Raw genomic sequence first — 19,591 nt, 5'->3', positions numbered from 1 at the left:
GGAGGTAAAAAATGAAAATTGCAGTTACATTAAATGACGATGGTACTGTTAACCACGTCAATGATACAAATGAGGATGCAGCAATTAAGCAATCTAAGTATGATGGCTGGAAACTGGTTGAGAGTGATCCAGCCTTTTTAGTTGAGCAAGCCTATATTTGGACTGTCAGACAGTCTGATAATAAATTGGTTCATATCGCAACAGGTTTAACACCTGATGAAGAAAATCAAAAGTCCAATACAGAACTAACAAATTTGGTTATTGCTCAAGGTACTGATATCGAACAGATTAAGCAATCCATTACAGCACTAACTAATATGCAACTTGGTACAGATACAACTAAATAGGAGGATACAAAATGATTTTTTTATTAAAAATTCAATTAGCATGGGGAACAAGAACAAAAGACAGTATTAAAGATTTAGTTAAAAACAAGAATATTACTGCCGATGACTATAAGCAAATTACTAATGAGGATTACACAGAAGAAGGAGCAGCTTAATTTGGCTGCTCCTTTTTTGGTATAGGGAGATGAATGTATATGTATTATGCACCACAACCAACACCACATTTTGGCCTAATGGAATGGTGGCTTGCAGCTGAGAAACTTGGCGAAAACCCTTGGTTTTTAACTTTTATAATTATTATTTTGGTCGATTTGGCTACTGGGTTCTTGAAAGGCTTTTTTAAAAATTCTGATGAACGAGTAAACTCGACAACTGGTAGGCAGGGACTAATTAAGCATACTGTAATTGCTGGTATTGGAGTTATTTTTTATCCATTAGTAGACTGCTGGGGATTGGCTAATTTTGCTAATTTATTTTTGATGTTTTTTATTGGTCAATATGGCATTTCAATTGTTGAAAATTTAGGAATTATGGGGATTCCTTTGCCTGACTGGATAACTAATAATTTGGAAAAATTAAGAAATAGAGGAGGCAATAATGAAACTAAAAAATAAATTGATCTATGTCGTGGGCTTGCTAATTGCAAGTCTATTTTTATTTGCATCCCCAGTTCAAGCAGCACGAACTGATATGGTCGATGTAAGTAATCATAATGGTTATATGACAGTAGCTAATTTTAGAGACATGCTTAATAACTATGGTGTTAAGTCAGTTACTACTAAAATCAGTGAAGGTAATTATTACCACGATTACACATCAGCTAATAACATTGCCACAGCACAACAAGCAGGCTTGTACATCAATGGCTATCATTTTGCACGATACACAACTTTATCCGGTGCAATCAATGAAGCTGATTACGCTGCTACAATGGCTAAGATTGATGGATTGCCTGTTGGAGCCGTATTAATTTCTGATGTGGAAGCACAAGAACAAAATGGATTGTCACGTGCAACTAACAACGCTAATAACCAAGCGTTCATGAATGAAGTAGCTAAATATGGTTATCGTTCAGCTGTGTATACCATGAGCTCTTGGCTAGGCAATAAGATGGACGTATCAAGTGGTTGGATTGCAAGTTATCCATATAATGCTAGTGATAAGAATTGGTATTCTAACCATCACAGCTGGCAATGGGGTAGCACATATCAATTTAATGGTAGTTATGGTAATTTTGATGTATCTCAAAACTACGATGATTTCTTTACGGGAGGGCAAGCTCCACAAGTTGACCCAACTGAAACTATTAACAATGTAGTAAGCGTCAAAGGCAACAAATATAAAGCCTACACGACGTATAATAATGTTGGTAAAGCAAACGTAGGTACTGATGTTATTAGTGGCTCACAATGGAAGTCAGCAGGTATCACGGTGATTAATGACATCCCTTATTATGTCATCGGTGTAGACGTATTAATTCCACAAGGCACAACGACACAAAAGGGTATTGTTACCGTCAATTATCGTTCTGATTATGGTGTATTGGCATATGATGGCAAAGGTGATTCTATTGGTGGTAGTAATAAAACTTTTAAAGGTGGTACAGTTTGGAAGACTACCGATAATTTAATTAATTTGCCAAACGTTGGATATGCTTACAAAGTGGCTAATAACATGTATATTCCTATTGAATATGCTGTTGGCTCAGGTTTCAAAGGTTAGTATATTTTGTAGCTAGAAATTTTAGCGATTGTTATATTTAAATAGCGTCAAAATCGGGGCGCACAGTTCCTCTGCATAGATATTCTAAAAGCCCATCATCTATATTAGTTTATAGGTGGTGGGCTTTTTTTTATTTGTCATCATTTTTAAGATTATTTTCACGAGCATTTAACAATTCTCTTAATTCTTTAATATCATCAAAAGTAGCCCTATTATTAATAAAGCTTTTTGCTGACGATCGTGAGCGTAAATATCTCATACGTTCCTTATTGTTATCGTTCCATTTTTCGTTTGCTTTAGCACGTGATTCTGGTAATTTATCTGTCATTATTTTTTACCTCACAATTAAATAGATTATCCCCAAAACGAATAAGCCAATCACTAACCATTGATACCATTTAGTGGGTTTGTTGATTTCAAATGTCATTGTTGTATTTTTGCCTTTATAAACTTTTTTCATGATGTAAAACTCCTTAAATGTTATAATTTAAGTACACAAAGGGTAAGCCCCCTAAGGGCTTTCCTTTGTACTTTTAATGGAGAACTTTATCAATCCGAAAATGTTTACCGACAGTTCGATTGTTAAGGTTCTTTTTGTTTTCCATAGCTCCATTCTTGTCATCTTTATCACCTCCTCTCTACATTTATTATAATACACTACATGTAGTGTATAGTCAAGCACATTTGCAAAATAAATAAAAAAAGCTACCAACCGTTATTGGCTGGTAGCTTAAATTTACGCTCTCACTTATTTTTTCGTGACTCATTCGTGACTCACTTTTAGTGAGCCATATAACATTCTTTAGAAATTGAATTAAAATAGAATCCTATTTTACAGGCGTTTTGAGCCACATTGAATCATATCGAAAGGGAAATAATAATCCCCTAAAATTATTTACTATTCACCACCAAGTATATCAAAACTTTCTTATTTATATGTGCAATTATTAACATATTCTTCCGTAACTTGGTAAAATCTAGGTAAAGGATACAAATAGGAGGAAATAAGTTATGTATAAAAAAATATTAGTAGCTATCGACGGTAGTCAAAGTGCATACAATGCCTTGGATGCTGCAATTGATTTAGCTAAACAATTTGACTCAGAACTCTATTTGGTATCAGTCGTCAATACGGCCAATTTACCAATGAATGTCGGTGTTTCATACGCTCCGGGATTGATTGAAGATATGGAAACTGCTTCAAACAATGATTTGAAGAAAGCTCAAGATATCGTGGCGAAAGCTGGGTTAACTGCTACAGCTAAATTATTAAATGGTGAGCCTCGTGAACAATTGGTCAATTTCCCTAACGAGAATGGAATTGATTTAATTGTAATGGGTAAGACTGGGACAAGTGCCTTTACAAGAGTCTTCGTTGGCTCAGTTACACGTTATGTTTCTGAACACACCAATATCAATATTTTGATTGTGGTTTAAAATAGGTATTAAAAAAGTCGGCTGTGAAAAGTCGACTTTTTTAATTAGTTATTTAACATTTTATTAACTTCACGTTCATTGTGAGCTAACCAACCGCAAGCGGCAGCGGCAATTGCTCCAACTAAATCATCTAAAAAGACATTAATCTTGCCAGTTGATTTATCGTTTAGTTTACCAAGAATACCATGTTTTAATTTATCTACATAGCCATAGTTTGTAACTGAAACTGAACCGTAAAGACTGGCTAAGGTGATGGCCATATTCTCATCAATACCGTAAGTTGATTCATCGGTTTGCATGATACGTTGCATTGGAGCAGATAGGAGACCCTTTTCAGCCAAAACATCCAATTCAATGCCAGTCATAATAGCGTTTTGAGCTTCACGTTTATGTAAAACTTTATTGATGGCATAAATGGAAACTTCTTCATCCAAACCTTTGACGTAATCTTTTTCCAAGAAAATTACGATTTCAGCGATATCGGTCAGTTCAACGCCACGGTCTTTCAAATTTCTAATAATGTGTTGATAATATTGTTTATCTTGTTCCTCATATGATACCAAAATGATCTCTCCCTCAGTCTTATTTTTCTGCATCCCATTCAGCTTTAAATTCGTCAAGGAAGTCCAACATATATTGGTGGCGTTTCTCAGCAATCTTTTTGGCTGTTGGGGTATTCATCATAGCAGTTAATTTCAATAATTTCTCGTAAAAGTGATTGATAATTGTTTCGTTATTTAAATTACGATATTCAGCCTTGTTCATTTTTTCGCGAGGCTGAATATTTGGGTCATAAATCGTTTCTGAATGAGCACCGCCGTAATAGACAGCTCGAGTAATTCCAATTGCACCAATGGCATCTAAGCGGTCCGAATCTTGGACAATTTGACCAGCCAAGGATAACTTAGGCGGATTTTTGGAAAGTGATTTACTAAATGATAAGTTGTGAGTAATGTAGAGTACCTCATTTACTTGTTCTTCGGAAAAATCGATACTATGTAAAAATTGTTTGATTTCTTGTTCCAGAGCAGCGGGGTCGGAAACTAACTTATCATCAGCAACGTCATGTAAGTAGGCAGCTGCTAAAGTAATCAACGGATCGGCTGGTTCTTCTTTTAAAATACGTTGAGCCGTTTTAATGACACGTTGAATGTGGTCAAAGTTGTGTCCGGTTGCATCGCCACTCATTTTTTGGAATGAAAAATCTTTAATGGCAGTTAATTGTTCGTCATAAGTCATAAAATCAATCCCTCTTTGAAATTAATAAGTATATTGTGACACAAATTATTTTATAGCAAAAGGCTGAAGGGTATAATGTTGATTATTTGTGGCTTGTAATAGAAGAAAACAAATAGTCTGTTATAATGAATATGTATAAACATCAATTTGTAGATTGACGTAGTAACAAAGCTTGCATTATAATTAAGATATATTTTAGGGAGGCCTAATAAATGAATTATATTAATAAAGAAATTCCAGATTTTCAAGTCGATGCTTACCAAAAAGGTGAATTGAAACAATTTACGAAATCTGATTTGCTTGGTAAGTGGTCGATTATCTTCTTCTATCCAGCTGATTTCTCATTCGTTTGTCCAACCGAATTAAGTGATTTGCAAGATGCATATAAAGATTTTCAGGCTGCTGATGCTGAAATCTATTCTGTCTCTGTTGACAGTCAATTTGCACACATGTCTTGGGCTGAAACAACGGATACAATCGGTAAAATTGAATATCCTATGCTTTCAGATCAAAAACATCAATTAACAGACTTCTTCAATATTTTAGATGAGCAGAGTGGGCAAGCTTATCGTGGTGTCTTTATTGTTGATCCTAAGGGCTTAATTAAGTCATACACGGTCAATGCAATGGGTATCGGTAGAAATGCTCAAGAGATTCTAAGAACGTTGCAGGCAGCTCAATTTGTAGAAGCTCATGGCGATAAGGTTTGTCCTGCTAATTGGCATCCTGGGGAAAAGACATTAAAACCTGGTGTTGATTTAGTTGGTAAAATATAATTTATAATTCCAAACTTCGGTTTGGAATTTTTTTGTGTCTAGACCATCTATCACATAGCGACAAAAGTTCGAAAGTATGTCGTCGTTATAACAATATATGGTGTTATGAATTTGAATAAAACTATATATTGTATCAAATGATAAATTGCTAATGTGGTGGGTACAGTAAGCGCTTTACAACGATATGGAACCATTACGTCTGAAATCATAACTAACAATTCGATTGCAATTGGTGGTATGATTTTAGCTGTCGATTAAATTGATATTTTTATAAATACAGTTTGAGGGATAAATAAAATTTGATTGATTCAGAATATAAATGCCAAAATCATACATTCTGTTTTCAATCCAGAGGAGAAGAAACATATGAGTATTTTCGATCCAAGATGGTATGTTGAACAAATGAAACACTGGAGTTTCAGAAGTTACATGCTATTAATGTTTGGCTTGGGGGCCATCACTGCATCAACTGTTTCACACGCTATTACACCCATCGCTATCTGGACATGGTTAGCTGCCGTGTTAGGTTTCACATGTACAATTGCTATTACCAACGCTAAGCCATTAAATGGTGTTCTAGGATTAGTTTCCGCACTTATTTATATTTTCGTTGCTATTAACGCTAAGAACTTCTCAGATGTTGTTCTACAACTTAGTTACATTGTTCTTTTGGATATCCCTGTTTTGATCAGTCCACAATGGGCTAAGGATGCTGAAAAACATATCCATGGTCTAACAGCTATGAAGTGGCTTAATACAGCCGTCTTCTTCTTTGTTGCTTGGGGTCTACTATATTTGATGGATACACATCTATTTATTAGTCCTCGTCCTATTACTGATTCCGTTGCTGCTGCTATTGGTTTCACAGGTGCATTGCTATGTACATTGCGTTTCCGTGAACAATATTATTTCTGGACAGCTCAAGGTATCATGTCAATCGTTCTTTGGGGTATCACAGCTACACAAGGTGATGCTAGTCCTGTTATGTTCTTAACATACATTATGTATTTTATGAACGATATGATTGCATTTTTCGATTCACACATTCACTGGTTCCACAAGGATGCCAGTGCCAACCGTGCTCGTGATGAAAAGTTGTCTCAAGAACAAGCTTAGATTTAAATAGTTGCAAATAATTTACCAATTAGCTTAAACTTATTAAGCGTTGAAATAATTTAAGTAGGGTAAGTTATAGTTATGCGATTAAAAAAGTATCTTAAAGTAATTCTATTAGTAACAATCGGGGTAGTACTAGTGGCAGATGTTGCCGCTGGTGGTTATATGTTCAATTATGCTTTTAGTAAAAGTGGTTATGCTAGTAAAGCTAGTGGTCCTTTACAAAAGAATGATCGATGGTTGCTCAACCAAAAGCAGGATATTTGGGAACAGACTTCAAAGGATAATTTGAAGTTGAAGGCTCGATATTTGCCGGCTGCTAAAAAAACTGACAAAACGGTGGTCGTTGTCCACGGCTATGGCAGTGCCAGTAAGTATATGGGCTCATCAGTTAAGATGTTCCATGAGGCAGGTTACAATGTTTTAGTACCAGATAATCGTTCCTTTGGTATGAGCCAAGGAAAATACGCTGGTTATGGTTGGAAAGACCGGAAAGATTTAAATAATTGGATTAAAATAATCAATCAAAAGATCGGTGCGAAGTCACAGATCGGTTTGTATGGTGTCAGCATGGGCGCTGCCACTGTTATGTATACCTTAGGTGAGAAACCTAAGAACGTTAAATTTGCAGTCGAGGACTGTGGTTATTCCACTATTTCAGGTGAATTGGATTACCAGTTAAAAGAAATGTTTGGATTACCTAGTTTTCCTATCGTGCCAACAGCAAGCCTTTTCGCAGATGTACTAGCGGGATATAACTTCTACCAAGCTAGTACCCAAAACACTTTGAAGAAAAGCAAAGTGCCACTTTATGTAATTCACGGTTCGAAAGATACCTTTGTGCCAACAAAGAATGCTTACTTGAATTATGATTATGCAAAGGGTCCAAAGAAATTATGGATCGTTAAGGGTGCAGCTCATGCAGGGGCAATGAAGGTCGCTGGCGATAAATACAAGGTTAACGTGCTTGATTTTGCTAAAGAATATTTTAATAAGTAGAATAGTTTTTTTGAAAGTGACTTGGTTTTCCATTGAGAAAATCAGGTTATTTTTTTATTTATTCTAAAATATTGTAACGATACGTATAACGATGCAGTAGAGATATTAAAGACATTAAAAACGGGCATCTGCGAGGAAACTAAAGTTTCTTCCAGATGCCCGTTTTAAATTATAATTTTTTTATTTTAAAAGTTGTTCTAAAGGTTTTCTAGGAACAGAAGACTTCTCAACCTTTTCCCAAGAAATAACTTGTTGTTTTTTATCGTTATATGTCACTTTGAGATAATTATCTGCTTTAATGGGGCGACCAAGTGCACTGTTGAATTTGAGTAACTTTTTATCGCCACTCTTATCATAGCCATCTTGATTATAGTAGTATTCGCGATGATCATTGCCAGCATCATCTTTTTCGATAATTTCCTTATAGGATTCGCCAACGTATGTATAGTAATCATCACCACGATAATTTGGGACATACCAGAATTGATAGCCAGCCAGTGGTATTAATAAAATAATAATGGTTATTAATCCAATCCAAATTTTTTTGCTCATAATCATTCCTCCATAACACTATTGGAATGATATCACAGTCGAATTAGCTTTTGTCCTAACGGTTTTGTAAGGTCTGTAAGTCCGTTGGCATAAAAGTATTTATATCAAGGGATTTCGATATTTAAATTGTTAGTTTTAGAGATTGAAATTGGCTTGATAATCGTTAATATCGTCGTGATAAGTGACCGAAATAGTCAGTTTATCGGTATCAGTTAGATTGAAATAAAGACTTTGATTAGGATAAATTAGTTGCTGTTCTAAGCCAGATAAATCAAAAGTGGATTCAATTTTATCAATGGTTACGGGAACTGAACCAAGATTTTTGAGAAGTAGTTGTTGGCGATTTCGTTGAAAAATCAAGTAAGGTCGAGTTGCCTGTTGTAACATTTGATTCCGTAATTTTAAGGCATGAGCAATCCTAAAAAGAGCAATTGATCCTAGAATTACACCGACGATAAGTGTAACAGCGATAAAAATACTAGTAATGTTGAAAATCATTTGTGATGTGAAATTCATCTTTGCCACCTCCTATCGTCTCATTAATTTTCTAGTTACTATTATAAGCTATCTCGTTAAGGTGTTTTCATAAAAAAGAAATTTCGTTAATTTACTATCTTGGTATTTTTCTGTTAGGTACACTTAAATTAATTTCTCGAATAAAGAAAAAATCGGAGGTTGATATCTAATTAAGCATTATCGGAAAAATAAAGAAAATCCGTATTTAATAGTAGCATTGATATTGTTTTTGTTTTTGAAGTTATCTGTTCTTAATGATCCACTGCCAGTTTCAACGACAGTGAGAGCAGAAAGTGCTCAATCAAAATCAGAGGGACGTGTAGCAGAGTCAAATCCTCCAAAACATGTTTTTTTATTGGGCTGGATAAGAAGTGGATTCAATCTTCAACCAAAAAGTGATTATTATGTTAAGTTTGGTGAATCACTTATGATCCAGACTAACTTTGTTCCATCAAATAAACCTGAAGGTTCTAGTCAATGGTGGATTAAAACTAATAATGATAATGGAGAATGGACGCCAGTGGAAAACAATAATTCTGGTGATATAACTATTGAAACACAAAAATATAAGGGAGTATCAGAAATTCAATGTCAACTTGTCGTCACATACTCTAGTGGCAAAAAGAGTTTCGAGAAAACTTATGGGTCCAAAGTTGCTCATATTCACGTAACTAATACTGAAAAGCCAGCAACTGATATCAAGATAAAATTGAATAGTGATTATATTTATAGTATCAAAGAAAATATGCTTTTTGATAGTTCTACGTATGCGAGTGCAATGATTGAGCCGTTCGATACCACAAATAAGGTTCATTGGACGCTAGGTGAATATAATAGTGACACTAATGTTCCGATTTTGGAAAATGAATTAGCAACAATTAACAATTCTGGGTTAGTCACTGCCCAAGAAAATGCAGAAGGCGAAGTTTCAGTTACTGGCTATATTATCAATGAAGACGGAACAAGTTTTTCCGATACTAAGAAACTCAAAATTGGCGGTGGCTTAGAAGACAGGACAAGTCATGTTGGTCAAAGAGCAACTTTTCATATTGAAACTGGAGGTTCTGATCAAAAGGATGATGAACTTAAAGCAGCAACGATTAAATGGTATCGTGTCGTTAATGGAAAAACTAAGGAAATTTCTGGCAATAAAGACAATCATTTAGAATTAACAACTTCGGTTTTAACTGAGGCAGATGATGGAAATCAATATTATGCTACCATTGGTAATCAAAATAAAAAGGTTGAAACAAGACACGCAAAATTAACAGTATTACAAGCAACTGATTCGAAGATTCATGTAACCACTAAGCTAAAGAATTTAGATTATGAAGATAAAAATAATAGTGATAAAACGATATTGAAAAAAGTTGCACCAGGTGATCGTATCGAATATACTTTTACACTTCAAAATGGAAGTTCAAAGGATTTAAAGGAATCAAGTCTAAAGATATATTTAAATCAATTCACAAAATGTAAAGAAGTGAAATTAGAAAATAAAAATGTCGATAAGTTTAGCTTGGATAATTCTGATAAGAAGAAACAAAGCTTGGAAATTCCAATTGGTCAATTAAAACGAGGCCAAGAACTTAAGGTAACTGTTTTAACCGAGATATCCGACGTAAGTGAAGAAAGTTTTTCATTCAAACCAATTTTAGTTGGTAAATACGATGATGATAAAGGTAATGGTTATAAAAGTGAAGGCAATACGGTAACTTTAGAATATACGTCAAATAATATTCGAGCAATCATTCATCCGATTAGGTTCAAACCAATTTCACTTTTCGAAAGGAACAACCTAAAGCGCCGAACAATAGAAACTAATGATCCTAATGCAATTGTTGAGGTTAAAGATACTCGTCGCAAACGTGTCCCTGCTAGAGTTACCGTTAAACAACTAGGCAATTTTACTAATGAACGTTCTGGTATATTGGATGCAAACTTATTATTTTTCAGTTCTCAAGTCACGCCCCTAACAATTGGAAAAGCCATTTCAGTCGCATATTCCGATGAAGGTAAAGCCTTGGAATCTATCAAATGGAAAGACGATGAGGGTCTACTTCTTAAAATAGGGAATAGTTTTCCAAAATTAGGCAATTATCAAGCTGATGTAGAGTGGAGTATCGAGAATGTTCCTACCTAATTAGGCCCATCTTACAGTTCTGTCACATGAAACTAACGGTTTAGTTATAAACCTGATTATTTATTTACTTTTTATTGAGTAAACGTGATAATGATAACTGATAGATGTCCAAGATATTTATCAAAATAAAAAAAGTACATGCAATAGTTATGTTGACTCCGTAACTAAAAAAAACCGTCCACAATGTCTGGACGGTTTTTTTGATGTTTCAAAAAGTAACGGGCATAATGATGACGATTAGAGGTGATATTATGCACGCATGGATGATTTTCGTAAGACAATTGCCATTTGATTTCTATCTCCCAAAGTATCTAGTATGGGCATTTCTTGGAGCTCTAATTATCAGTTTATTTATTTTTAGTTTTGTTAAAATTAAAGCAATCAAAAGTCACAAAGCGCAATAATAAGAGCTAGTGGTTTTGTGGTTAGTATAAGTTAGATTAGAATTCAAAAAAGAGTAGAGAAATTTTGTTCATGAAATTTCTCTACTCTTTTTTGCGTATTTATTTAGGCCGAACGTGTGTAATTATCGTTTGGCAATTTTAAAAGACGAGGTCTACCGAAATAGTAACCTTGTTTGAAAATTATTCCCATTTTATCGCTTAGTTGATCATCATCTTGATTTTCAATACCTTCAAGAACTAATCGCAGATTGTATTCATTACTCATTGCCCGCCAAAAGTGAACCTTGGTTTGCATTTCTGGATCAATTAATCTCTTGTGAAAGTTTTGTAAAGCAAATTTCAATTCAGATGCAAAAGGCAACAGTTGTTGAATATCATCAAATTGATTAATTCCTGAGCCAACATCATCGAGTGAAATCTGAATGTTATTATCCCAAAATATCTTTAGTCGAGAAAAAATTTCTGCACGAGAGTATCTTTTTGAATTGTCATCTTCAGTTAATTCAACAATTAGCTTAGTAGGATAAAGTAACTTTTGACTTTGGACAATAGCATTAGAAATGGATGTTGTCATTAATTGGCTGCGATTAATGTTGATTGAAAGGCGTGGAGATTTGGTCGAAAGTGCCTTAGTTGTCTTAATCAATAAATCAGCAATTATTTCGGGATCAATGGCTGAAAATGATTCAGGAATACGCCAGCCGTTGACCGTATATTCCTTTAAAAGTAATTCATAACCAATGATTGATTTAGTTTGTGATCCAATTTGTGGCTGAACGAAAAATCGATAAATATTTTTCAATAAAATGACCTCCCAAATGGGCTATACAAATCTCTAAAGAATACTATACTAAAGATAAATCACATAATAAAGGAAAAAGGCATGGAATCATGAAAGTTGTTGTAATTGGATGTACTCATGCTGGAATTGCAGCGATTAGACAAATTTTAAAAGAGTATCCTCAATCCGAAATATCAGTCTATGAGCGGCAAAACAGCATCTCGTATTTATCATGTGCAACCTATTTACACATCGAGGGGATTATTAAAAAACTTGCCGATGCAAAATACGCAAAACCAGAAGAATTTACTAGTCAGGGCGTCGATTTAGAATTAAATCATGACGTCATAAGTATTGATCATCAAAAGCATTCCTTAGTTGTGCAGAATTTAATAACTAAAGACATCGAGACAACGACGTATGACAAATTAATCATGGCAACGGGTTCGTTAACGGCTATTCCAGCGATTAGTGGTGTTGAGAATCCCAAAGTTTTGTTATGTAAAACATTTGAACAGGCGAATGATTTGTTTGTGAATACTGCTGATAAACACAGGATAGCAATTATTGGCGGTGGTTACGTTGGCGTCGAACTTGCTGAAGGTTATGCAAGGTCAGGACATGAAGTATGGTTGTTTCATAATAAGCCACAATTATTGGAAAAATATGTCGAACCAATTATTGCTAAGAAAATTGAGACAACGTTAATTGCTAAAGGTATTCATATAATTATGAATACTCGAGCAAACGCTTTTTTAGATAATGCAGATGGAGGATTGACCATTACAACTAGCAACGGTGACGAGTATCAGGTCGATAAAGCGGTCGTTAGTTCAGGTATTATTCCACAAACGGATCTACTGCAGGGTCAAGTAAAGATGCTGAATAATGGAGCAATCATAGTTGATCTGTATATGCATACATCAGATCCCGATATTTTGGCAGCAGGCGATGATGCAGTGGTGAATTTCAATCCGACAAATGCGATTGAATATTTTCCGTTAGCATCACATGCAGTTCGCCAAGGGATGTTAGCTGGAATTAATGTTTTCGAACGAAAAGTTAGATCAATTGGTACACAAGCTACGACAGGCTTAAAAGTTTTTGATCAAATAATTGCTACAACAGGGCTAATTCTTCAAGCAGCTCAGAACACATCATTTAATGTCAAAAGCGTCACGTATGAAGGACCGTATCGTCCGGAATTTATGCCAAACGCTTTTCGAGTGACGATTGTCTTAATTTACGACCAAAATAGTCGAAAAATTTTGGGTGGTCAGTTGATGAGTCACCATGATGTTGCACAATCAGCAAATATTATTTCAAGTTTGATTCAAAATGGTGGAACTATCGATCAATTAGCTTTCTTGGATATGTTATTTTCACCAAACTTCAATAATCCATTTGATTATTTGAATTTAGTTGCCCAGAAGGCAGTTGATCAAGAGAAGGGATATTTAAATTCATAAAATAAAATTATTCAAGCTAGTGTCATTTTGTGAAGGGGCAAAATGATGCCAAATAGTGGGAAAAGGTTTTTATAAATATATAAATAGAGAAGGGCAAAACGATGAGGCAAAAAGTATCTAGTTTTGATGAAAAGAAACGGTTTATTTTATATAAAGGACACACGGGTTGGAAAATCAAGACACGAATATTTGGGAGTTTGTTAGTCACTTTTTCAGCTTTTGCTTTTGCTGGTCATGCAAATATTATTAGTGTTCATGCGGCTGATGCCATACCAACTTCAACTCAAGAAACTGGTGGTACTTCGGCAACTGTAGCAAAAGAATCAGATACTCCTGAAAAGCCAGTTGCCAAAAATAGTGATGACGGTTCTACAGATGAAGGTCAAAGTTCTAATATAGAACCAACCGGAGATTCAACTAATAGTGCAGTAAGTGAAGATACTGAGGCAAAACAAACGGTGGGTCCTGAAAATGGAACTACCTCGGAATCAACTACAAAACTAGCACAGGAGGTAGTAACACAACCGGCGGATACTCCAATCGCTAAAACAGGATTAATGAATTTTGCCGCTGTTCAAGGTAAAAACGCAACTCCTGAGTCTGAGACACTGCAGTCCACACCTCAAGTAACATCAACTCCTGACGCTTCAAGTGCTGATAAGTATCCAGTTCTTTCGCCTGATAAAGATGTTAGTGTTGGCGCAGATACTACTCAAGTAGATTTATCAGCAGATCAAATTGCAGGTCATTTTACAGCCACTGTTGAAAATCGTGGTGGTTCCGATCAAGATGATGATCCAGCAGATAATATTAAGCAGATACCAATTGGAGCAGATGGTACCGTTGCTTTAACAAGTAATGATTCACATACGTATTACACTTCTCCGGGTAATCCCACTTCTATGACTGGTCACCAAGCAGCTCACGTATCATTTGAACATGAAATTGACTTCAGTCATGATTTTTCTATGTCAGGAGCTTTAGGTATTGGTAGTAAAACATCTGGTGGTGCAGATAGTGTTGGCTTTATTTTTGCACCTGGTGATCCATCCAAAGCCACTCAAGGTGGATCTGGTGGTAAGTTAGGACTTCAAGGCTTGAACGATGCTTTTGGATTTGTTTTTGATGAACATAGTAACCCAGAATATAATGATCCAGGGGCATCGAGGTATTACGATCAATTTGTACCATATGTTGGTTGGCGAACCACTGATAAATACGGAAATCTTCAAGGGGTAAGCAGTAATGCTGAATGGAAGAAGACCAGTGATCTTACCTTAAATCGTAGTCAAAATAATTCGTTAAATAATTTCACACTTGATTATAGTGCCGCCACAAAAACATTAACTGTTAATTTGGGTGGAAAACCATTTACAAGAACCATTTCTGATGTTAGTTCAGGATACTCTATATCTGTCGCAGCATCTACTGGTGGGGATTGGAATGATTATTCAGCCAAAATTGATAAATTCAGTTACACACCTAAAACTATTCCGTTAGGGGTTAAATTAGTTGATGCGGCTGATACCGATGCATTATTAAATAATGTTAAAGTTAAAGCCATTGCTAATATTGGTGATACTGTCTCAATCTTCTCAACTCAAGAAGCGGCCGATCGTGCCGTAAAGGAAGATAAGCTTGATCCTAACTTGGTAGCAGTTATACCACCTGATTCAGCGGGCAATATTTACGTTATTGATGGTGATCAAAATGTTGCGGGTGAAACTGGAAAAGTTAACCATATCGGTGGAGACGCAACTGTTGGTGATGGAACATATTATAGTTATACGGTTAAAGATGGTGATGGTCAGGGTATGACTGTCCCAGTTAGATTAGCCTATAAGGCTGTTGTTACTCCAGTGGATTCTAAGACTCAACAACCAATTTCTGGTCTAGATCCAGTAACTGTAGTTGCGGTCGCTGGTAAACCATCATTAGTTCAAATTCCTGGATATACTACAACTAAAGTTACCTTAGCCACTCCAACTGATGGCGAAAAAGTTGCTCAAGATAATTTGGTAATTGATCAAGGTACTACTGGTACAGACGCGACGACAACTACAGATCAATCGAATCCAATTGGTCACTATTATACTGGTGACGGCAAAACTGTTGATGGGCATGAAGTAGTAGCAAAAACTACTGTTGGAACTGGACAATCTGTTGCTGATGATTTAAATCAACAGCCTTTAGATGATGATAAGGGCAATTCAGTTGTCAGTGGTCAGAAAGCTGATGACGGTACGGGACTAAAAACTATTACTAATACAGATTATTATTGGTCAAGCGTAGGTAATGCTACAGCAACGGACTCAACGGATGAAACAAAACCTAAAGATAGTGGCAGTGTCTTAGTTCCAACAGCATCAACCTTAGATTATTGGAAGGGTGTAGCTGCGGCTAATCAGAACAAAGCTGATACATATAAGCAACAATCGCAAGATATGTATGATAAGTTTGTTAGAATCACCGGTTTGACGACAGATCAAAAAAATGATGCAGAGAATCTTTTACAATCCGTTAGTCAGATTTATACCAATATTTCTACAAAAAACGGTGATGCTAAAGCTGCATTTGAAAATGCAGAAACAGCTACAGATGCTTCGGCCATATATAATGGTGGTCAAGACGGTTATGCATCACTGCAAGAAGTTCAAAACCTATTAGTAAGTTTTCAAGCAGATTTGGGAGCACTAACTAAAAAAAATGTTGACGTTCAAAGTAGTTTAGCAACATTTGAATCTACTAAACAAACATATGGTGATCCGGTTAATTTTCCAGTTGTCAGTTTTGGTAGTGGTTATGGAACAATTACAGCTGATGAATTACAAGGATTAGAAAATCCCAATAATTATTATTACTATAATGCTGATACAGATCCTGATGGCAAAACTCCAATTCAGACACCTAAAGATACAGGACACTATATGTTTAAATTAACCGAAGCTGGTAAAAATTATTTGAAGAATTTACCTTCAAGTAGTTCACAAACAGGTCTTTATGTTTCTTCAATGCTAACAATTAATCCTAAAGACATTGCAGTAAGTGTTGATGGTGCTACTGTAACTTATGGTGGGGATGCTAATGGAAATATGCCTGCTTTCAACGGAAATCTTGGCAGTGCGTCAGAGGATCATCTTGATGATCAGACTAATCAAAGTGATTTTGAAGTAACCGATGCTAATGGACAAAGTGTTTCCGCAAAACAATTGAAGGTCGGAAGTACATATACAATTAGTTATACAAAGGCAGCACAAGATAAATTAAATGCTGATAAGAATTATAATTTTACAAGTTTTGGAACAGGAACCTTAACGGTAATAAAGAGACAAATAATTGTTACAGCACAAGACCATGGTAAAACATATGGTGATCCAACTGATCCTGCATTAGATTTAACAAGTGATTCAACAAAAGGACTTGTTAATGGCGACACTATTAAAAGTTTAAATGTCAATTTAAGCAGAGCGGCAGGGGAAAATGCAGGCAAGTATGATATTACTGGACAAGGTGATAATAGTAATTACACGATAACAGTTGACAAGGGTACATTTACAATTGCCCAGAAGCCAATAACAGTTACCATAAGTAGCCAAAAAATTAATTATGGCGACATCATTTCAACTCCAACATATACTCTTGACGAGGGTTACTCGTTGGTTGGAAAAGATAAAGATTCTGCTTCTGATTTAGGATTGACTTTAAGTACTCCGAAGGATGCTAAAAATGTTGGACAATATGGTATAACTGGTGTCGCTTCCAATAAAGGAAACTATCTTGTTACAGTTAATCCTGGAATTTTAACAATTGATTCTGAAGATGCAAATCCAACATTCCAAACAAATGAAATCACATATGGCGATAAATCTTTACCAGAGATTACAGGTAACCTAGATACTGCATCAGGTGATCATAAGCTAGCCCAATCGGACTTTGAAGTAGTAGATGGTTCAGGCAAAGTAATGGATCTAAGTAAAGATAAATTACAAGTTGGAGGTACATATTGGATTCAGTACACCGACGCCGCCCAAGCTTCTTTGAAATTAGATAAGAATTATAATTTTAATTCATTTGGAAAGGCCAAATTAACAATCAACGCTAAGGATGCCAACCCAACAATTCAGACCAGCCAAATTACATATGGCGATAAAGTATTACCAGAAATTACAGGTAGCTTGGATACTGTAACAGGAGATCATCAATTAGCCCAATCGGATTTTGAGGTGGTAGATGATTCGGGCAAAGTAATGGATCTAAGTAAAGATAAATTACAAGTTGGAGGTACATATTGGATTCAGTACACCGACGCCGCCCAAGCTTCTTTGAAATTAGATAAGAATTATAATTTTAATTCATTTGGAAAGGCCAAATTAACAATCAACGCTAAGGATGCCAACCCAACAATTCAGACCAGCCAAATTACATATGGCGATAAAGTATTACCAGAAATTACAGGTAGCTTGGATACTGTAACAGGAGATCATCAATTAGCCCAATCGGATTTTGAGGTGGTAGATGATTTGGGCAAAGTAATGGATCTAAGTAAAGATAAATTACAAGTTGGAGGTACATATTGGATTCAGTACACCGATGTTGCCCAAGCTTCTTTGAAATCAGATAAGAATTATAATTTCAAATCATTTGGCAGAGCTTTATTAACGGTCAATGCGGAAAATGCAAGCCCAACAGTTCAAACAAATGAAATCACGTATGGCGATAAAGACTTACCAGAAATTACAGGTAGCTTGGATACTGCATCGGGTGATCATCAATTAACCCAATCGGATTTTGAAGTAGTAGATGATTTGGGCAAAGTAATGGATCTAAGCAAGGATAAATTACAAGTAGATAAAAAGTATTGGATTGAGTACACTGATAAAGCTCAAACTACCTTAAAAGAAGATAAAAATTATAATTTCAAATCATTTGGCAAAGCAGAATTAACAGTCAATTCCAGAGATGCCAATNTTTGGGCAAAGTAATGGATCTAAGCAAGGATAAATTACAAGTAGATAAAAAGTATTGGATTGAGTACACTGATAAAGCTCAAACTACCTTAAAAGAAGATAAAAATTATAATTTCAAATCATTTGGCAAAGCAGAATTAACAGTCAATTCCAGAGATGCCAATCCAACAGTTCAAACAAACCAAATTACATATGGCAATCAATCATTGCCGGAAATAGTTGGTGATTTAGGTACTGTATCGGGCGATCATAATCTAAATCAATCGGATTTTGAAGTAGTAGATGATTCAGGTACAGTAATGGATCTAAGTAAGGATAAATTACAAGTTGGGGGCACATATTGGATTCAGTACACCGACGCCGCCCAAGCTTCTTTGAAATTAGATAAGAATTATAATTTCGAATCATTTGGCAAAGCCAAATTAACAGTCAATGCAAAGGATGCCAACCCAACAGTTCAAACAAACCAAATTACATATGGCAATCAATCATTACCTGAAATAGTTGGTAATTTAGATACTGTGTCAGTTGATCATCAATTAGTTCAATCAGACTTTGAAGTGGTAGATGATTCGGGCAAAGTAATGGACCTAAGTAAAGATAAATTACAAGTTGGTGGTACATATTGGATTCAGTACACCGACGCCGCCCAAGCTTCTTTGAAATTAGATAAGAATTATAATTTTAATTCATTTGGCAAAGCCAAATTAACAGTCAATGCTAAAAATGCAAATCCAACAGTCCAAACAAATGAAATCACATATGGTGATAAATCCTTACCAGAAATAGTTGGTAACTTAGATACTGTACCTGAAGATCATCAATTAGCCCAATCAGATTTTGAAGTGGTAGATGATTCGGGTAAAGTAATGGATCTGAGTAAAGACAAATTACAAGTTGGTGGCACATATTGGATTCAGTACACCGACGTTGCCCAAGCCTCTTTGAAATCAGATAAGAATTATAATTTCGAATCATTTGGCAAAGCCAAATTAACAGTCAATGCTAAAAATGCAAATCCAACAGTCCAAACAAATGAAATCACGTATGGTGATAAATCCTTACCAGAAATTACAGGTACCTCAGATACTGTATCTGGGGATCATCAATTAGCCCAATCGGA

18 protein-coding genes and 1 pseudogene are annotated in these 19,591 nt (G+C 35.4%); 12 read left to right on the top strand and 7 right to left on the bottom strand.

Annotated elements, in window-relative coordinates:
• Nucleotides 1–11: 11 nt before the first annotated feature.
• From FD31_RS08595 to FD31_RS08585, 4 genes are read left to right on the top strand one after another with little or no spacing between them, the layout of a single operon-like run.
• Nucleotides 12–347 (top strand): hypothetical protein, encoded by a 336-nt coding sequence (locus FD31_RS08595; RefSeq protein ID WP_057892367.1) that lies wholly within the window; start codon nt 12–14, stop codon nt 345–347.
• Nucleotides 348–358: 11 nt separating this feature from the next.
• Nucleotides 359–502: an XkdX family protein gene (locus tag FD31_RS13945; RefSeq protein WP_083483627.1), complete on the top strand. Its 144-nt coding sequence runs from the start codon at nt 359–361 to the stop codon at nt 500–502.
• Between the two features lie 39 nt (nt 503–541).
• Nucleotides 542–961, top strand: a complete 420-nt coding sequence (locus tag FD31_RS08590; RefSeq protein ID WP_057892366.1) for a phage holin family protein — start codon at nt 542–544, stop codon at nt 959–961.
• The gene (locus FD31_RS08585) at nt 945–2,069 is read left to right on the top strand and encodes a GH25 family lysozyme (protein ID WP_057892365.1); all 1,125 of its coding nucleotides are present in this window, start codon (nt 945–947) and stop codon (nt 2,067–2,069) included. The genes FD31_RS08590 and FD31_RS08585 overlap by 17 nt, the downstream gene beginning before the upstream one ends.
• Before the next feature lie 130 nt (nt 2,070–2,199).
• Here the strand turns inward: FD31_RS08585 and FD31_RS08580 are convergent, their stop codons facing one another.
• Both FD31_RS08580 and FD31_RS14490 read right to left on the bottom strand, forming a co-directional pair.
• Complete coding sequence (locus tag FD31_RS08580; RefSeq protein ID WP_057892364.1) at nt 2,200–2,397, bottom strand: hypothetical protein; 198 nt, start codon at nt 2,395–2,397, stop codon at nt 2,200–2,202.
• 6 nt (nt 2,398–2,403) lie between these two features.
• Nucleotides 2,404–2,529 carry a hypothetical protein gene (locus FD31_RS14490; RefSeq protein ID WP_268872422.1) on the bottom strand — a complete coding sequence of 42 codons (126 nt, stop codon included), beginning with the start codon at nt 2,527–2,529 and terminating at the stop codon, nt 2,404–2,406.
• A gap of 551 nt (nt 2,530–3,080) precedes the next feature.
• Between FD31_RS14490 and FD31_RS08575 the strand changes: the two genes are divergently transcribed.
• A complete protein-coding gene (locus FD31_RS08575) occupies nt 3,081–3,506 on the top strand; it encodes a universal stress protein (RefSeq protein WP_057892363.1) in 426 nt (141 codons plus the stop codon).
• A gap of 44 nt (nt 3,507–3,550) precedes the next feature.
• Here FD31_RS08575 and FD31_RS08570 read toward each other — a convergent pair whose 3' ends face one another.
• Both FD31_RS08570 and FD31_RS08565 read right to left on the bottom strand, forming a co-directional pair.
• Nucleotides 3,551–4,069 (bottom strand): phosphatidylglycerophosphatase A family protein, encoded by a 519-nt coding sequence (locus tag FD31_RS08570; protein WP_083483631.1) that lies wholly within the window; start codon nt 4,067–4,069, stop codon nt 3,551–3,553.
• A 19-nt stretch (nt 4,070–4,088) separates the two neighbouring features.
• Nucleotides 4,089–4,745, bottom strand: coding sequence for an HD domain-containing protein (locus FD31_RS08565; protein ID WP_057892361.1), 657 nt, complete (start codon nt 4,743–4,745; stop codon nt 4,089–4,091).
• A 212-nt stretch (nt 4,746–4,957) separates the two neighbouring features.
• Here FD31_RS08565 and FD31_RS08560 point away from each other — a divergent pair, with 212 nt between their 5' ends.
• The 3 genes from FD31_RS08560 to FD31_RS08550 all read left to right on the top strand — a co-directional run bounded on the left by FD31_RS08560 (nt 4,958) and on the right by FD31_RS08550 (nt 7,636).
• The gene (locus FD31_RS08560; RefSeq protein WP_057892360.1) at nt 4,958–5,521 is read left to right on the top strand and encodes a peroxiredoxin; all 564 of its coding nucleotides are present in this window, start codon (nt 4,958–4,960) and stop codon (nt 5,519–5,521) included.
• Between the two features lie 366 nt (nt 5,522–5,887).
• Nucleotides 5,888–6,637, top strand: a complete 750-nt coding sequence (pnuC, locus tag FD31_RS08555) for a nicotinamide riboside transporter PnuC (RefSeq protein WP_057892359.1) — start codon at nt 5,888–5,890, stop codon at nt 6,635–6,637.
• Between the two features lie 81 nt (nt 6,638–6,718).
• Nucleotides 6,719–7,636, top strand: a complete 918-nt coding sequence (locus tag FD31_RS08550; protein WP_057892358.1) for an alpha/beta hydrolase — start codon at nt 6,719–6,721, stop codon at nt 7,634–7,636.
• A 180-nt stretch (nt 7,637–7,816) separates the two neighbouring features.
• Here the strand turns inward: FD31_RS08550 and FD31_RS08545 are convergent, their stop codons facing one another.
• Nucleotides 7,817–8,188 (bottom strand): YxeA family protein, encoded by a 372-nt coding sequence (locus FD31_RS08545; protein ID WP_057892357.1) that lies wholly within the window; start codon nt 8,186–8,188, stop codon nt 7,817–7,819.
• A gap of 135 nt (nt 8,189–8,323) precedes the next feature.
• Nucleotides 8,324–8,704 carry a hypothetical protein gene (locus tag FD31_RS08540; protein WP_057892356.1) on the bottom strand — a complete coding sequence of 127 codons (381 nt, stop codon included), beginning with the start codon at nt 8,702–8,704 and terminating at the stop codon, nt 8,324–8,326.
• Nucleotides 8,705–9,131: 427 nt separating this feature from the next.
• Here FD31_RS08540 and FD31_RS08535 point away from each other — a divergent pair, with 427 nt between their 5' ends.
• Nucleotides 9,132–10,847, top strand: a complete 1,716-nt coding sequence (locus FD31_RS08535) for a hypothetical protein (protein ID WP_157049155.1) — start codon at nt 9,132–9,134, stop codon at nt 10,845–10,847.
• Between the two features lie 507 nt (nt 10,848–11,354).
• Here the strand turns inward: FD31_RS08535 and FD31_RS08530 are convergent.
• Nucleotides 11,355–12,053 carry an EAL domain-containing protein gene (locus FD31_RS08530; protein ID WP_057892354.1) on the bottom strand — a complete coding sequence of 233 codons (699 nt, stop codon included), beginning with the start codon at nt 12,051–12,053 and terminating at the stop codon, nt 11,355–11,357.
• 89 nt (nt 12,054–12,142) lie between these two features.
• Between FD31_RS08530 and FD31_RS08525 the strand changes: the two genes are divergently transcribed.
• The 3 genes and pseudogenes from FD31_RS08525 to FD31_RS08515 all read left to right on the top strand — a co-directional run.
• Nucleotides 12,143–13,501 (top strand): FAD-dependent oxidoreductase, encoded by a 1,359-nt coding sequence (locus tag FD31_RS08525; RefSeq protein WP_057892353.1) that lies wholly within the window; start codon nt 12,143–12,145, stop codon nt 13,499–13,501.
• 101 nt (nt 13,502–13,602) lie between these two features.
• Nucleotides 13,603–18,468, top strand: a pseudogene (locus FD31_RS14585) (lectin-like domain-containing protein); the annotation flags it as partial.
• Nucleotides 18,469–18,482: 14 nt separating this feature from the next.
• Nucleotides 18,483–19,591 (top strand): hypothetical protein (locus FD31_RS08515; protein WP_157049154.1); only part of this gene is annotated, 1,109 nt, incomplete at its 3' end.

The sequence above is a fragment of the Companilactobacillus nantensis DSM 16982 genome (assembly GCF_001435815.1).
Classification (GTDB): Bacteria; Bacillota; Bacilli; order Lactobacillales; family Lactobacillaceae; genus Companilactobacillus; species Companilactobacillus nantensis.
The sequence above is the reverse complement of the archived record's forward strand: the minus strand, read 5'-3'. Positions and strand labels throughout refer to the sequence as shown.

Bases quoted from the DNA above. Each gene is read 5' to 3' on its own strand.
- FD31_RS08560 (WP_057892360.1), top strand. From the start codon at position 4,958: ATGAATTATATTAATAAAGAAATTCCAGATTTTCAAGTCGATGCTTAC.
- FD31_RS08585 (WP_057892365.1), top strand. From the start codon at position 945: ATGAAACTAAAAAATAAATTGATCTATGTCGTGGGCTTGCTAATTGCA.
- pnuC (WP_057892359.1), top strand. From the start codon at position 5,888: ATGAGTATTTTCGATCCAAGATGGTATGTTGAACAAATGAAACACTGG.
- FD31_RS08545 (WP_057892357.1), bottom strand. From the start codon at position 8,188: ATGAGCAAAAAAATTTGGATTGGATTAATAACCATTATTATTTTATTA.
- FD31_RS08595 (WP_057892367.1), top strand. From the start codon at position 12: ATGAAAATTGCAGTTACATTAAATGACGATGGTACTGTTAACCACGTC.
- FD31_RS13945 (WP_083483627.1), top strand. From the start codon at position 359: ATGATTTTTTTATTAAAAATTCAATTAGCATGGGGAACAAGAACAAAA.
- FD31_RS08550 (WP_057892358.1), top strand. From the start codon at position 6,719: ATGCGATTAAAAAAGTATCTTAAAGTAATTCTATTAGTAACAATCGGG.
- FD31_RS08525 (WP_057892353.1), top strand. From the start codon at position 12,143: ATGAAAGTTGTTGTAATTGGATGTACTCATGCTGGAATTGCAGCGATT.
- FD31_RS08575 (WP_057892363.1), top strand. From the start codon at position 3,081: ATGTATAAAAAAATATTAGTAGCTATCGACGGTAGTCAAAGTGCATAC.
- FD31_RS08535 (WP_157049155.1), top strand. From the start codon at position 9,132: ATGATCCAGACTAACTTTGTTCCATCAAATAAACCTGAAGGTTCTAGT.
- FD31_RS08540 (WP_057892356.1), bottom strand. From the start codon at position 8,704: ATGAATTTCACATCACAAATGATTTTCAACATTACTAGTATTTTTATC.
- FD31_RS08590 (WP_057892366.1), top strand. From the start codon at position 542: ATGTATTATGCACCACAACCAACACCACATTTTGGCCTAATGGAATGG.
- FD31_RS08580 (WP_057892364.1), bottom strand. From the start codon at position 2,397: ATGACAGATAAATTACCAGAATCACGTGCTAAAGCAAACGAAAAATGG.
- FD31_RS08565 (WP_057892361.1), bottom strand. From the start codon at position 4,745: ATGACTTATGACGAACAATTAACTGCCATTAAAGATTTTTCATTCCAA.
- FD31_RS14490 (WP_268872422.1), bottom strand. From the start codon at position 2,529: ATGAAAAAAGTTTATAAAGGCAAAAATACAACAATGACATTTGAAATC.